A 12,016-nucleotide genomic window follows, 5' to 3' on the forward strand; every position below is an offset into this window, starting at 1 on the left:
CTTCCCGGGTGGCCGGACCGTCGTGTCGGCTAGGAGACGGTCGGGTCGACGTCCGTCACCGTGCCGGCCCCGACCGTGCGTCCGCCCTCGCGGATCGCGAAGCCGAGGCCGGGCTCCAGCGGTACCTCGCGCCCGAGTTCGACGGTCATGGTGACCGTGTCGCCGGGGCGTGCGACCACCGTCTCGCCGAGATCCACGTCGCCCACGACGTCCGCGGTGCGGATGTAGAACTGCGGCCGGTAACCCGTGGAGACCGGGGTGCTGCGGCCTCCCTCGCGCGTCGACAGTACGTACACCTGGGCGGTGAAGCGGCGGCGCGGCACCACGCTGCCGGGCTCTGCCACCACGTGCCCGCGGCGCACCGCATCGCGCGGCACACCGCGCAGCAGCAGCGCCACGTTGTCTCCCGCCTGGGCCTCCGTCATCGGCTTGCCGAAGGTCTCCAGACCGGTGACGACGGTGGTGGCCGCGTCGAGGTCGGCGCCCAGCACCTGGACCCGGTCGCCGACGCGCACGGTGCCTCGCTCCACGGCGCCGGTGACGACCGTGCCGCGACCGGTGATGGTGAGCACGTTCTCCACCGGAAGCAGGAACGGTGCGTCGGTGTAGCGGACCGGAACCGGCACAAAGGTGTCGACCGCGTCGAGCAGCGCCTCGATCGAAGCGGTCCAACGCGGGTCGCCCTCCAGCGCCTTGAGCCCCGACACCCGGACCACGGGCGCCGCGCCCCCGCCGTACCCGTGCGCGTCCAGCAGCTCACGGACCTCCAGTTCGACCAGGTCGGCCAGCTCCTCGTCCCCGGCGTCCGCCTTGTTCAGCGCGACCACGATGTGGTCCACGCCGACCTGACGGGCCAGCAGCACGTGCTCGGCGGTCTGCGGCATGATCCCGTCGAGCGCGGAGACCACCAGGATCGCCCCGTCGAGCTGGGCCGCGCCGGTGACCATGTTCTTGATGTAGTCCGCGTGCCCCGGCATGTCGACATGAGCGTAATGGCGGGTGTCGGTCTCGTACTCCACGTGCGCGATGTTGATGGTGATGCCGCGCTGAGCCTCCTCCGGGGCCCGGTCGATCCGGTCGAAGGGCACGAAGGAGCTACCGCTGCCGGCCCGGTCGCTGAGGACCTTGGTGATGGCGGCGGTCAGCGTGGTCTTGCCGTGGTCGACGTGGCCCATGGTGCCGATGTTGAGGTGGGGCTTGGTGCGCACGTATGCCGTCTTGGACATGGCTTTCTTCCTCGGAAATGTCGAAGCGTGACGGGACCCCCCGGCCTGGCCGACCCTCCCCCTGCGGGGTCCGCCGGACGATCCGGGAAGGGTCAGCTTCGAGCGCCGCCGATGTGCGCGGCCGCTGCGGGTGCGGCTGCCGCCGGTGCGGCTGCCGTGCGGGCCGCTGCGGTCATCGCGGAATCCGGGAAGCCGGCAGCCTTCGGCCCGCCCGCGACTGCGGACGGCGCTGCGAGGAAGGCGTACCGGAACATGCCGCCGATCATGCCTGCCCGATGCCGGGCACGTCGACAGATTTTTCCGGCGAGCGAGCCGGACGAGCCCGGTTACGACGATCATATGCGGGTTTCGGTTAGTCTCCCCGGATGCTGGAGTCCGCTGCCCCACCCGCCGCCGGCCGTGCCGCGCGCTGCGCCAGGACCCTCGTTTCCCCTTGGTCGCGGCTTTCGCTGCTGGTGGTCGTGCTACTGGCCGGCGCGACCACGATGCTGCTTCTGCAGCCGCAGCATCTGATCGCCGCCGGCTGGCCGCCGCAGCTCAGCGGCGTCTCCGCGGTCGTCCTCTTCGCCGCGGCGTATGGCGGCTGCACGGCGGCTTTCGTACCGCGGCCGTTGCTCAACCTGGCGGCAGGCGCCCTCTTCGGCAGCCAGGTCGGGCTCGGCGCAGCCATCGCCGGGACGGTGCTCGGTGCGGGGATCGCCTTCGGTCTCGGCCGTGGGCTCGGCCAGAGCGCGTTGCGCCCGCTGCTGCGCGGACGCTGGCTCAAGGCGGCCGACGGGCAGTTGAGCCGGCACGGGTTCCGCTCGATGCTCGCCATCCGGCTTTTCCCCGGCGTACCGTTCGCCGCCGCCAACTACTGCGCCGCGGTGTCCCGGATGGGCTGGCTGCCGTTCCTGGTGGCCACGGGGCTCGGATCGATTCCGAACACGGCGGCCTATGTGGTGGCGGGCAGCGAGGCGTCCTCCCCGACCTCCCCCACTTTTCTGCTCGCCATGGGCTTCATCGCGCTGTCGGGTCTGGGAGCCGCGGTGGTCGCCTGGCGCAAGCGCCACCGGCTGAGCGGGTCCTGACTCAGCCGCGCAGGGCCGACAGGAAGATGCCCGGCAGCCTGGCCGCCTTCGGGTCCGCGGTGCAGGGACGGCGCGGGTTCGGCTGCTGCGGACGGCGGACCGATCAGCAGGGCTGCCCCGGTAAGCGCGGCGGCCGCCCACGCGGCGGGTCTGCGCAGGGGCGAGCGAGGTAGGTGCATCGGGGTACTCCTCCGGGAACGTAGGGAGAACCCCGACGCTGGAGACGCACCGTTATGTGCTGCCGCCGATCTCCGGAGGACGCCCGTCGTCGGTCGCGGGATTCGCCGCCTCAGCGGGCGGCACGGGCTCGAACCGCACAGGCGACCCGGCCGCATCGGACGGCTCGGGCTGCCCGGTTTCCGGCTGAGCAGTCTCCGGCCGATCGATCCCCGGCTGATCGGTCCCCGGCTCGCCGGGCAACTGCTGGCCGGGCAACTGCTGCTGGGCACGCTCGAGGAAGCGCAGCAGTTCGACCGGGAAGGGCAGCACCAGCGTGGAGTTCTTCTCGGACGCGACCTCCACCACGGTCTGCAGCAGCCGCAGTTGCAGAGCGGCCGGCTGGTCCGACATGACACCGGCCGCCTCGGCCAGCTTCTTCGACGCCTGCAGTTCGGCGTCCGCGTTGATCACCCGGGCCCGCCGCTCCCGGTCCGCCTCGGCCTGCCGGGCCATCGACCGCTTCATCGTCTCCGGCAGCGACACGTCCTTGATCTCCACCCGGTCGACCTGCACGCCCCACCCGATGGCCGGGCTGTCGATCATCAGCTCCAGGCCCTGATTCAGCTTTTCCCGGTTGGAGAGAAGATCATCGAGATCGCTCTTACCGATGATCGAACGCAGCGAGGTCTGCGCCATCTGGGACACCGCGAAACGGTAGTCCTCGACCTTGATGACCGCGTCCGCCGCGTCGACCACTTTGAAGTAGACCACCGCGTCGACACGTACGGTCACGTTGTCGCGGGTGATGCCCTCCTGCGCGGGCACCGGCATCGTGACGATCTGCAGATTCACCTTGTGCAGCCGGTCGACGAAGGGCACCACCGTGGTGAATCCCGGGCCCCGCACGGCATCCGTCAGCCGTCCCAGCCGGAAGACCACACCGCGCTCGTACTGTTTGACGACTCGGGCTGCCGAAGCCGCGTACAGGGCTCCGAGGCACACGACCACCACGAGTGCCGTCACCAGATCTGCGACCATAACGCGACCACCTATCCGAGTTCGTCTCATTTACACGATAGGCCCGATATCATCCCTCGGTCGAGGAAGCATCAGTCAGCCGAGCATCCGCCGCGCTGCGCCGCCTCCGTAGCGGACGGGTCACCCGCCACAGCGCCGAGAGCGCGAACAGCAGCACGCTGATCACCAGCCACCGCAGCAGGAACACTCCGCCGGGCAGCGCGGTGGCCCGCTCATAACGGGGGTCGGGGCCCAGGATCAGGGGGAACCACACGAGCAGCAGCAGCCCGGAAAGCGCCGCGGGCACCCGTACGGTGTTGGTCAAGCCCCTGCGGCGGACGCCCGGCACCCTGCGCAGAGCCCGGTCGGCCACCCCGTACAGTGGCACCAGGAGCAGGTCGTGCAGGACAGCCGCGCCGACGAACCATACGGCGATCGCGAACCAGTCGCCGTCCAGCAGACGCGCCCCGGCATACCCGGCCACCGCCAGGGACGCCGACAGCGCCACGAAGTGCAGCGGCCCCTCGCCGTACCAGCGCCTCATTCGCTTCACGACAGCTCTCCGAAGGTCACCGACGCCACCCATTTCGTATGGAGCACCCCCGGCGCGGCCGGGACGGTGATCCGGGCCGGATAGCCATGGTCGAGTGAGAGCGCGGCGCCATTGACCCGCAGCGCCAGCAGCGACCTGGGGTCGCGTACCTGGTTGGCCCGCAGTGCTGCCACCCGGAAGGAGCCATGCAACTGCAGCGAGCGCACCAGCGCCTCCGGCGGCCGGTCGCCCGCCCCCACCAGGGCGGCCAGGTCCCGCAGCCGTACGCCGGACCAGCCCTGGTCGGGCGTCGACCAGCCCTCCACGCAGGCGATCGGAAGCCGTGCGCCGTGCTGGGGAAGACGCAACAGATCGTCCCGGCTGAGACGCACCGTGCGGCCATCGGGACCGTGCACCGTCAGGCGCCAGTCGTCGCCGGTGTCCGTGGCCCTGATGCCGACGCCGTGCGCGGTCTTGTTGATCTGGAAACCGTCGGGACCGGCAGCAGGCTCCGGACCGCCGTGCGGGGCCAGCAGCGCCAGTCCGCGCAGGGGGCCACCGATACTCTGTCCGGCCGTCACCACGAACAACAGCAGCGATCCGCCTCCGACCAGGCCGAGCAGACCGCGCCGCGAGAGCGTCGGTGGGTCCGGGCGCGGTGCCACCAGACCGAAAGCGTCCGGCGGTTCCTGCTGCGAGGCTGCGGGCTCACGCAGCGGACCGCGCAGCCCGCGTTCCCGCAGCACCCGCATGGCCAGCGGGAAACGCAGCACCACATGAGCGACGAAGGCCCCGATGAACACCCAGGCGCCGTAGAAGTGCAGCGGGTAGAACGACCCCGGGAAGACGTAGTCGAGCTGGACGTTGAGCAAGCCCGTGGCGAACTCGAAGAGCACCCCGCCGACCAGCAGGAGCAGTGAGATCCGCTCGATCGCATGCGCCACCGATCTCGCCGGGGGCAGCGCGAACAGCTTCGGGACGACGGACCACAATTTGGCCAGCAGCACCGGAACCAGCACCACACCGAGGGTGACGTGCGTCCCTTGAGTGAGGCGGTAGAGCCAGTGCGGATGGGTGGGCCAGGAGAAGAGGTAGAAGCCGAGCAGCCCCTTGTCCGGCGTCTTGTCGTTGACCGCTGCCACATTCGGGTTGTACGCGGCGTACGACAGCAGCCCGGTCACGATCAGCACGGTGATCCCGGCCAGCAGCACCACCCCGAGCAGCGCCGTGAGCCACGGCCCGCGCAGCGGGCTGCGCCAGAATTCCGGCCCGGCGGGGGACGGAATCCGCGCGACCCGTTGCCTGACGGCGGACTTCCGTCCGGTGGTTGCCCTCTGTTTGACGCCCATGGCACTTCCTCGGCGGTCCCGGTGGCGGTCGTGCACCGCCGTGCCCCGACGCTAAGCCGGGGCACGGGCCGGCGGACCGCTGCGACCCATGACGAAACGCTGACGTCGTGCCGACGGCACAAGCACCGGCAGCGAGATCTGACGGTTCGGTGACGTGCGGCGGCGGCGCCGTCGTACAGGCAGGTCGGGGCCCTAGCGTGGCGCCGTGACTGTCCCCGCCCCCGCCGCCCAGGACCAGGTCGCGCCCGTGCGACACGTGCGTGACGGGCGCCGCCCCGACGTACTGGCCGCCGTGGGCGGAGCTCTTCTCGTGGTGGCGGCCGTCATCGTCGGCACCGCCATCGAACATGCCGATGGCACCCTGCGGGTCGGGTGGCCTCCGCTGCTGGCCGACTGGCTTCCGCACGCGGGCCCCGGCACGCCCGGCGCGATCGCCGTCGCCGCCGCGGTCATCGGCTACGCCCCCGGGTTGGCCGGCCGGCTCCGGTGGCGCACGCTCGTGCTGGGCTGCTGGGGCGTCGCGATGGCCTGGATCTGGTCGCTGGCGCTGATCGACGGGTGGTATCGCGGCATCGCCGAGCAGCTCACCACCAAGAACGAATACCTGCGCGTCATCGGTGATTTCGCCGCCATCGGGCCGACGCTGCGGGGCTTCACCCACCACATCCTGATCGGCACCCCACACAACTGGCCCGCACACGTGGCAGGCCACCCGCCCGGAGCCACTCTCACCTTCGTCTGGCTGGACCGGATCGGGCTGGGCGGCGGCGGATGGGCGGGCGTCTGGTGCATCACCGTCGGCAGTTCGGCGGCGGCCGCCGTCCTGGTCGGCCTGCGGGCTCTCACCGACGAGAAGACCGCCCGGAGCGCCGCACCGTTTCTGGTACTGGCTCCGGCCGCTGTCTGGATGGGCACATCGGCGGACGGCTACTTCGCTGCCGTCGCCGCCTGGGCGCTGGCCCTGCTCTCCGTCGCTGCCTCCCGGACGGCCCGCCACCCCGTTCTCCTTTCGCTGGCGGCCGGTCTGCTCTTCGGCTGGACGCTCTACGTCTCCTACGGGCTGACGCTCGTCGCCGTGCCCGCCGCCGCTGTTCTCCTGCTGACCCGTACGCTGCGCCCGGTGGTGCCGGTGCTGGCGGGGGTGGCACTCGTGGCGCTGCCGTTCACCCTGGCGGGGTTCAACTGGTGGGAGGCATACCAGCTGCTGGTGGAGCGCTACTACCAGGGCTCGGGCGGTGTCCGGCCGCAGAGCTACTGGGTCTGGGGCAACCTCGCCAACGCGGTGATCATCACCGGGCTCGCGTCGGTGGCCGGTCTGCGGCGGGCGCTGGCGGGCGCTCCCGGCGCCGTACGAAGGCTTCACAGCCGCCGGAGCACTGCCACCGACCGCCTGGTGGTGCTGGTGCTCGCCGCGCTGCTGGCCCTGCTCATCGCCGACCTTTCGGGCATGAGCAAGGCGGAGACCGAGCGCATCTGGATCCCGTTCGCCGTCTGGCTGCTGCCCGCGGCGGCGCTGCTGCCGTCCCGGGACGCGCGCCGCTGGCTCGCCCTGCAGGGCGTCCTCGCCCTGCTCGTCAACCATCTGCTGCTCACCGGGTGGTAACGACCTGCCGGTCGGTTCTCCTGTCAGGCGATCAGGTCGGGTCGCAGCGATCACGCGTACCCCTTGGCCGGAGGCCGCCCCTGCTGGAGACTGAGCCGATGACGCAGCGCGTGGAACTCGCTACCGTGATGGACCGGCTGGACATCGACGAACTGATCACCGGTTACGCGGTGGCCGTGGACGACGGCGAGTGGGCCGACTACCGCGCACTCTTCAGCGCGGACGGCCGAGCCGACTACCGCGCGGCCGGCGGAGTGGAAGGGCCGGCCGCCGAGGTCGCCGACTGGCTCGCGGAGACCCTGCGCCTCTTCCCGGTACGGCAGCACCTGATCGTCAACCGACGGCTGCACATCCAGGACCTGGGCGGCTACCCCGGCGACCGGGCCGAAGTGCAGGCCGACTACCTGAATCCGATGCGGCCCGCCGCCACCGGACTCGACGACGCCGGCTTCCTGTCCGGTGGCCGCTACGCGTTCAGCCTGGTGCGCACCGACGGCGGCTGGCGGCTGCGCGATGTCGTCGTCCGGGAGAAGTGGCGGCGCGCAGCGGGGGCGCCCGGCGCAGCCTGACCCGCCGCTTCCGGCCTGTTCGCGCAGCCCGCGTTACCCGGCGTACTCCGCAACACTGAGGGAAGACTGCACACGGGGCCGAGTGCGAGGAGGCGCCGATGCGGATTCGGCTCGGCCGGCCGGAGCGGCAGGTCCTCCCGCTCCGGTGGCAGGACTCAGCCTGGTGGCGCGGCGCGGCGGTGCTTTCGGCCGGCGCGCTGCCCTCCCTGGCGTTCCCCGCGCCGTCCCTGTGGTGGTTCGCCTACGTCTCGCTGGTTCCCTGGATGCTCCTGGTACGTGCGGCGCCCACCGCCCGGCGGGCCGCACTCGACGGCTGGCTGGGCGGCACCGGTTTCATGCTCGCCGTGCACCACTGGCTACTGCCGAGCCTCAACGTGTTCATCGTGGCCCTGGCCGCGCTGCTCGGGCTGCTGTGGGCGCCGTGGGGCTGGCTGGTGCGCCGGATGCTGGGCGGAGTGGTGGTCGCTTCGCGGGTCGCCGCCGCGCTGCTCGTGGTGCCCTCGGGCTGGCTGATGGTCGAACTGGTCAGATCCTGGCAGGGGCTCGGCGGTCCCTGGGGGCTGCTCGGCTCCAGCCAGTGGCAGGTGGGGCCCGCCCTGCGGCTCGCCTCCGTGGGCGGTGTCTGGCTGGTCAGCGTCCTGGTGGTGGCGGTCAATACCGCGGTGGTGGCGCTGCTCGTGGGGGGCTCTGCGCGGACGACGGCCGCGACCGGAGTGGTGGCCTGCGTCGTCGTCACCGGGGCCGCCTCGCTGTGGGCACCGCGGCCGGCGGAGAACGGCCGTACCCGTATCGCCGTGGTCCAGCCGGGCATCGTCGAAGGTGAAGACGCGCGCTTCGCCCGCAGCGAGGCGCTCACCCGCGAACTGGCAGAGCACCACGTCGACCTGGTGGTGTGGGGAGAGAGCAGCGTCGGCCACGACCTCGCGACCCGGCCGGATCTGGCCCGCCGGATCGCCGCGCTCTCCCGGCTGACCGGCGCGGACATCCTGGTGAATGTGGATGCCAGACGGTCCGACGAGACCGGCATCTACAAGAGTTCCGTGCTGGTCGGCCCGGCCGGGCTCACCGGTGACCGCTACGACAAGATGCGTCTCGTTCCCTTCGGCGAGTACGTCCCGGCCCGTTCGGTGCTCGGCTGGGCGACCGCGGTGGGCAGGGCCGCCGGCGAGGACCGCAGGCGCGGCACCCGGCAGGTCGTGATGACACTGCCGGACGGTCTGCGGGTGGGGCCGCTGATCTGCTTCGAAACCGCGTTTCCCGACATGCCGCGGCAGCTGACGCGGGACGGCACCCAGGTACTCGTCGCTCAGTCGGCGACCTCGTCCTTCCAGCACAGCTGGGCGCCCGAACAGCACGCTTCACTGGCGGCGCTACGGGCAGCGGAGACCGGACGGCCGATGGTGCATGCCACGCTCACCGGAGTGAGCGCGGTGTACGGGCCGGACGGCCGGCGCGTCGGTTCCCGGCTCGGCACCGACCGCAGCGCTGCCGCGGTGTACGACGTTCCGCTGAGTGAGGGGACGACGCTCTACGTCAGATTCGGCGACTGGCCGGTCCCGGCCGCGCTGGCCGTACTCGCCCTGCTGTGCGCGGTGGAGGGGCTGCAGGCGCTCAGGCGGCCTGTTCCAAAGCCCGCAGCACCACACGCTCACACAGCTCGTGAGTCCGCAGAGCCTCCTGAGCGCTGAGCAACTCGCCCGCCCGGACCGCGTCGAGGAACGCTGTGACGCACTGCTCGATGCCACGCTGGCGGGCCACCGGTACCCAGTCGCCGCGCCGGCGTACGCTCGGCTGGCCCTTGTGATCCACGATCTCGCCGAGGTTGAACACCTGCCGCTTGGTTTCCTGGCCGGAAACCTCGAGGATCTCCTCGGTGGAACCGTTCATCCGGTTCATGGTGCCGATGGCCGAGAAGCCGTCGCCGGAGAGGTGCAGCACCACATGGTGCATCAGGCCCCCGCGGATCCGCGCCTGCACATCCATCCGCTCGACAGGGCCCGGTGCCAGGAAGCGCAGCGTGTCCACCACGTGGATGAAGTCGTCGAGAACCAGGGTGCGCGGGTCCTCGGGGAGCCCGACGCGGTTCTTCTGCATGAGGATCAATTCGCGCGGATGGTCGGCGCACTGGGCGTAACCGGGGGCGAACCGCCGGTTGAAACCGACGGCCAGACTGACGCCCCGCTGCTCGGCGAGGCGCACAAGGCGCTCGGAATCGGCGAGTCGGTAGGCGAGCGGCTTGTCGACATAGGTCGCCACACCGGCCTCCAGCAGCCGGGCGACGATATCCGGGTGGGCAGCGGTCGAAGCGTGCACGAATGCCGCGTCGAGACCTTCGGCGAGCAGCCCGTCCAGGTCCGCGTGACACCGGTCGGCCGGGATCCGGTAGGTCTCTGCGGTGCGGCTGAGGGTGGCGGGTGTCCGGGTCTGCAGATGCAGCTCGATGCCCGGCGTGGTGGTCAGCACCGGCAGGTACGCCTTCTGCGCGATGTCCCCGAGCCCGATGCAGCCGACCTTCACAGGGCCTCCTCTCGCTCTGTCATGTCCGGTTCCGTGTCTGCGCAGCATACGTGTGCTGCGGCGGCTGCCAGTTCGCGATGTCCGCGAAGGTGCGGAGCACCAGGCGGGGCCCGAGGCGGGAGACGGCGGCGATGACGGTGTCGCGCAGGGCCACCGCCGGGGCGCTGCGCAGGGTGGTCAGCCTCCCGGTTCTGGCCGCGCGGCGGGCGATGGCAGTGGTGCGCGGCAGCCGCTCGGCCGTATAGGCGGCGAGCGCCGGGCCGGGGCCGGCCCCGGGCAGGGCATGGTGAGCCAGCACGATCGCATCTTCGATGGCCTGATTGCCGCCCTGTCCGAGGCTCGGTGTCATGGCATGGGCGGCGTCACCGAGCAGGACGACCCGCCCGTGGTGGTGGGCCGGCAGCGCCTCGGCCAGATGACGGACGTCGTGGCGCAGCACCTGCCCGGGCTCGGCGGCTGCGATGACCGCGGGGATCGGATGGTGCCAGTCGCCGAAGCGCCGCCGCAGTTCGCACTTCTCGTCGTCGGGCGCGTGGCCGCCCTCGGGGACCGCGGCCGCCGCGTACGCGTAGATGCGGCCGTCCTTGAGCGGCTGGCTGCCCCAGAGTTTGCCGCGCCCCCAGGTTTCGTGCGGCGGGAAGGGGCGCTCCGGTGCGGGCACGATGACCCGCCAGGTGGTGAACCCCGCGTACACCGGGCCCGGGTGACCGGGAAAGAGCACCCGGCGCACACCGGAGTTGATGCCGTCGGCGGCCACGACGAGGCCCGCCTCGATCTCCTCCTCCCGGGTGCGGACCACGGCAGGGCGGTCGGCAGAACCGGGATCCGACAGCTCGGCCGGTGCGCCCACACGGACACACCCGGCCGGCAGCAACGAGGTCAGACCCTCCACCAGCATGGCGCGATGGAGCAGCACCAGTGAGCCGCCGAAGGCCTTCGCGGCGGCTTCCGCATTCGTACGGGAGAGCCAGCGGCCGCCGGGGGTGCGCATCCCACCGTCGCCCTGCCAGGCGGAGAGCCCGCGGATCTCGTCACCGAGCCCGATGACATCGAGGGCGCGCAGGGCATTGGGCGCAAGGGAGATGGCCGATCCCACCGGTTCGAGGGAGGGCGAGCGCTCCAGCACACTCACCCGCCAGCCGCGCCGGTGGAGAGCTGCTGCGGCGGCCAGCCCGCCGATACCGCCACCGATCACGATGGCGCGTGAGGTGAACTCCTCGTCGTGCATGACGCCTCCTCATCCGTCCGGCCCGAGCCGGACGGTCCACTACAGATGTAGTAGCCACTACCGTACTACAGACGTAGTGCCTCCGGTAGATTGACGGCATGATGGCCGCATCCCGCATCGGCGCGCCCCGTGCCGAACTCATCGCCGACTCCGCCCTCGAGCTGCTCGCCCAGCGCGGCATGCGCGGCCTCACCCACCGGGCGGTCGACGAGTTCGCCGGCCTCCCCCAGGGCTCGACGTCGAACTACGCACGCACCCGGCAGGCCCTGCTCGAGGTCGCGGTCCGGCGGCAGGCGGAGCGCGAGGCCGCGGTGCTCACGCCGGACGCGATGCCGGTTCCCGCCGATGTCGCCGCACACGGCAGGGGCGATCTGGCCGCATCGCTTGCCACCGCGCTGCACCGGTATCTGACCCGCCACCCCGAACTGCTCGTCTCCCGCTACGAACTGGCCCTCGAGGCCACCAGACGCCCCGAACTGCGGGAGTTCTACGACAGGGCGGGACGGCAGTTCCGTGAGCCACTGGTGGCCCTGATGAGGGGGGCGGGGTCCTCTGAGCCGGAGCGGCACGCCTTGTCGCTGGTGGCCTGGTGCGAGGGGCTGATGTTCTCCTGCGCGGCCGGCTCGTACCACGATGTCGTTCCCAGCCGAGAGGAGCTCCGCCGCGGCTTCGGCGAACTGCTGCACGGGATGCTGGCCGGCTGAACGGCGCAGGCCCCCCGCGGTCATTCACCCTGGCGGCCGAGC

At 71.5% G+C, this 12,016-nt stretch carries 12 protein-coding genes; 5 read left to right on the top strand and 7 right to left on the bottom strand.

Annotated elements, in window-relative coordinates:
* Positions 1-29 precede the first annotated feature (29 nt).
* Together tuf and AB0436_RS13015 are read right to left on the bottom strand one after the other, a co-directional pair.
* A complete protein-coding gene (gene tuf / locus AB0436_RS13010) occupies positions 30-1,226 on the bottom strand; it encodes an elongation factor Tu (RefSeq protein WP_366467873.1) in 1,197 nt (398 codons plus the stop codon).
* Positions 1,227-1,318: 92 nt separating this feature from the next.
* On the bottom strand, positions 1,319-1,480 hold the full coding sequence (locus tag AB0436_RS13015) for a hypothetical protein (protein ID WP_366467874.1): 162 nt from the start codon (positions 1,478-1,480) through the stop codon (positions 1,319-1,321).
* A 111-nt stretch (positions 1,481-1,591) separates the two neighbouring features.
* Here AB0436_RS13015 and AB0436_RS13020 point away from each other — a divergent pair, with 111 nt between their 5' ends.
* Positions 1,592-2,296 carry a TVP38/TMEM64 family protein gene (locus tag AB0436_RS13020; protein WP_366467876.1) on the top strand — a complete coding sequence of 235 codons (705 nt, stop codon included), beginning with the start codon at positions 1,592-1,594 and terminating at the stop codon, positions 2,294-2,296.
* A gap of 231 nt (positions 2,297-2,527) precedes the next feature.
* Here the strand turns inward: AB0436_RS13020 and AB0436_RS13025 are convergent, their stop codons facing one another.
* From AB0436_RS13025 to AB0436_RS13035, 3 genes are read right to left on the bottom strand one after another with little or no spacing between them, the layout of a single operon-like run.
* On the bottom strand, positions 2,528-3,493 hold the full coding sequence (locus tag AB0436_RS13025) for a slipin family protein (protein WP_366467877.1): 966 nt from the start codon (positions 3,491-3,493) through the stop codon (positions 2,528-2,530).
* A 49-nt stretch (positions 3,494-3,542) separates the two neighbouring features.
* Complete coding sequence (locus AB0436_RS13030) at positions 3,543-4,016, bottom strand: hypothetical protein (protein WP_366467966.1); 474 nt, start codon at positions 4,014-4,016, stop codon at positions 3,543-3,545.
* 5 nt (positions 4,017-4,021) lie between these two features.
* Positions 4,022-5,353 carry a molybdopterin-dependent oxidoreductase gene (locus AB0436_RS13035; protein ID WP_366467879.1) on the bottom strand — a complete coding sequence of 444 codons (1,332 nt, stop codon included), beginning with the start codon at positions 5,351-5,353 and terminating at the stop codon, positions 4,022-4,024.
* Positions 5,354-5,558: 205 nt separating this feature from the next.
* Between AB0436_RS13035 and AB0436_RS13040 the strand changes: the two genes are divergently transcribed.
* The 3 genes from AB0436_RS13040 to lnt all read left to right on the top strand — a co-directional run bounded on the left by AB0436_RS13040 (position 5,559) and on the right by lnt (position 9,213).
* Complete coding sequence (locus AB0436_RS13040; RefSeq protein WP_366467880.1) at positions 5,559-6,956, top strand: hypothetical protein; 1,398 nt, start codon at positions 5,559-5,561, stop codon at positions 6,954-6,956.
* A gap of 98 nt (positions 6,957-7,054) precedes the next feature.
* Positions 7,055-7,525: a nuclear transport factor 2 family protein gene (locus AB0436_RS13045; RefSeq protein WP_366467881.1), complete on the top strand. Its 471-nt coding sequence runs from the start codon at positions 7,055-7,057 to the stop codon at positions 7,523-7,525.
* Positions 7,526-7,623: 98 nt separating this feature from the next.
* Positions 7,624-9,213 carry an apolipoprotein N-acyltransferase gene (gene lnt, locus AB0436_RS13050; protein WP_366467882.1) on the top strand — a complete coding sequence of 530 codons (1,590 nt, stop codon included), beginning with the start codon at positions 7,624-7,626 and terminating at the stop codon, positions 9,211-9,213.
* Here lnt and AB0436_RS13055 read toward each other — a convergent pair.
* A complete protein-coding gene (locus tag AB0436_RS13055; RefSeq protein WP_366467883.1) occupies positions 9,137-10,042 on the bottom strand; it encodes a Gfo/Idh/MocA family oxidoreductase in 906 nt (301 codons plus the stop codon). The genes lnt and AB0436_RS13055 overlap by 77 nt on opposite strands.
* A gap of 19 nt (positions 10,043-10,061) precedes the next feature.
* Positions 10,062-11,270: an FAD-dependent monooxygenase gene (locus AB0436_RS13060; RefSeq protein ID WP_366467884.1), complete on the bottom strand. Its 1,209-nt coding sequence runs from the start codon at positions 11,268-11,270 to the stop codon at positions 10,062-10,064.
* 98 nt (positions 11,271-11,368) lie between these two features.
* On the opposite strand from AB0436_RS13060, the gene AB0436_RS13065 reads away from it, so the two are divergent.
* Positions 11,369-11,974, top strand: coding sequence for a TetR/AcrR family transcriptional regulator (locus tag AB0436_RS13065; RefSeq protein ID WP_366467885.1), 606 nt, complete (start codon positions 11,369-11,371; stop codon positions 11,972-11,974).
* Positions 11,975-12,016 lie beyond the last annotated feature (42 nt).

Origin of the sequence: Streptomyces sp. NPDC051322 (assembly GCF_040689485.1) — a bacterium.
GTDB lineage: Bacteria > Actinomycetota > Actinomycetes > Streptomycetales > Streptomycetaceae > Streptomyces.

Coding starts and splice junctions, on each gene's coding strand:
- tuf (WP_366467873.1), bottom strand. CDS start 1,226: ATGTCCAAGACGGCATACGTGCGCACCAAGCCCCACCTCAACATCGGC.
- AB0436_RS13015 (WP_366467874.1), bottom strand. CDS start 1,480: ATGTTCCGGTACGCCTTCCTCGCAGCGCCGTCCGCAGTCGCGGGCGGG.
- AB0436_RS13020 (WP_366467876.1), top strand. CDS start 1,592: ATGCTGGAGTCCGCTGCCCCACCCGCCGCCGGCCGTGCCGCGCGCTGC.
- AB0436_RS13025 (WP_366467877.1), bottom strand. CDS start 3,493: ATGGTCGCAGATCTGGTGACGGCACTCGTGGTGGTCGTGTGCCTCGGA.
- AB0436_RS13030 (WP_366467966.1), bottom strand. CDS start 4,016: ATGAGGCGCTGGTACGGCGAGGGGCCGCTGCACTTCGTGGCGCTGTCG.
- AB0436_RS13035 (WP_366467879.1), bottom strand. CDS start 5,353: ATGGGCGTCAAACAGAGGGCAACCACCGGACGGAAGTCCGCCGTCAGG.
- AB0436_RS13045 (WP_366467881.1), top strand. CDS start 7,055: ATGACGCAGCGCGTGGAACTCGCTACCGTGATGGACCGGCTGGACATC.
- lnt (WP_366467882.1), top strand. CDS start 7,624: ATGCGGATTCGGCTCGGCCGGCCGGAGCGGCAGGTCCTCCCGCTCCGG.
- AB0436_RS13060 (WP_366467884.1), bottom strand. CDS start 11,270: ATGCACGACGAGGAGTTCACCTCACGCGCCATCGTGATCGGTGGCGGT.
- AB0436_RS13065 (WP_366467885.1), top strand. CDS start 11,369: ATGATGGCCGCATCCCGCATCGGCGCGCCCCGTGCCGAACTCATCGCC.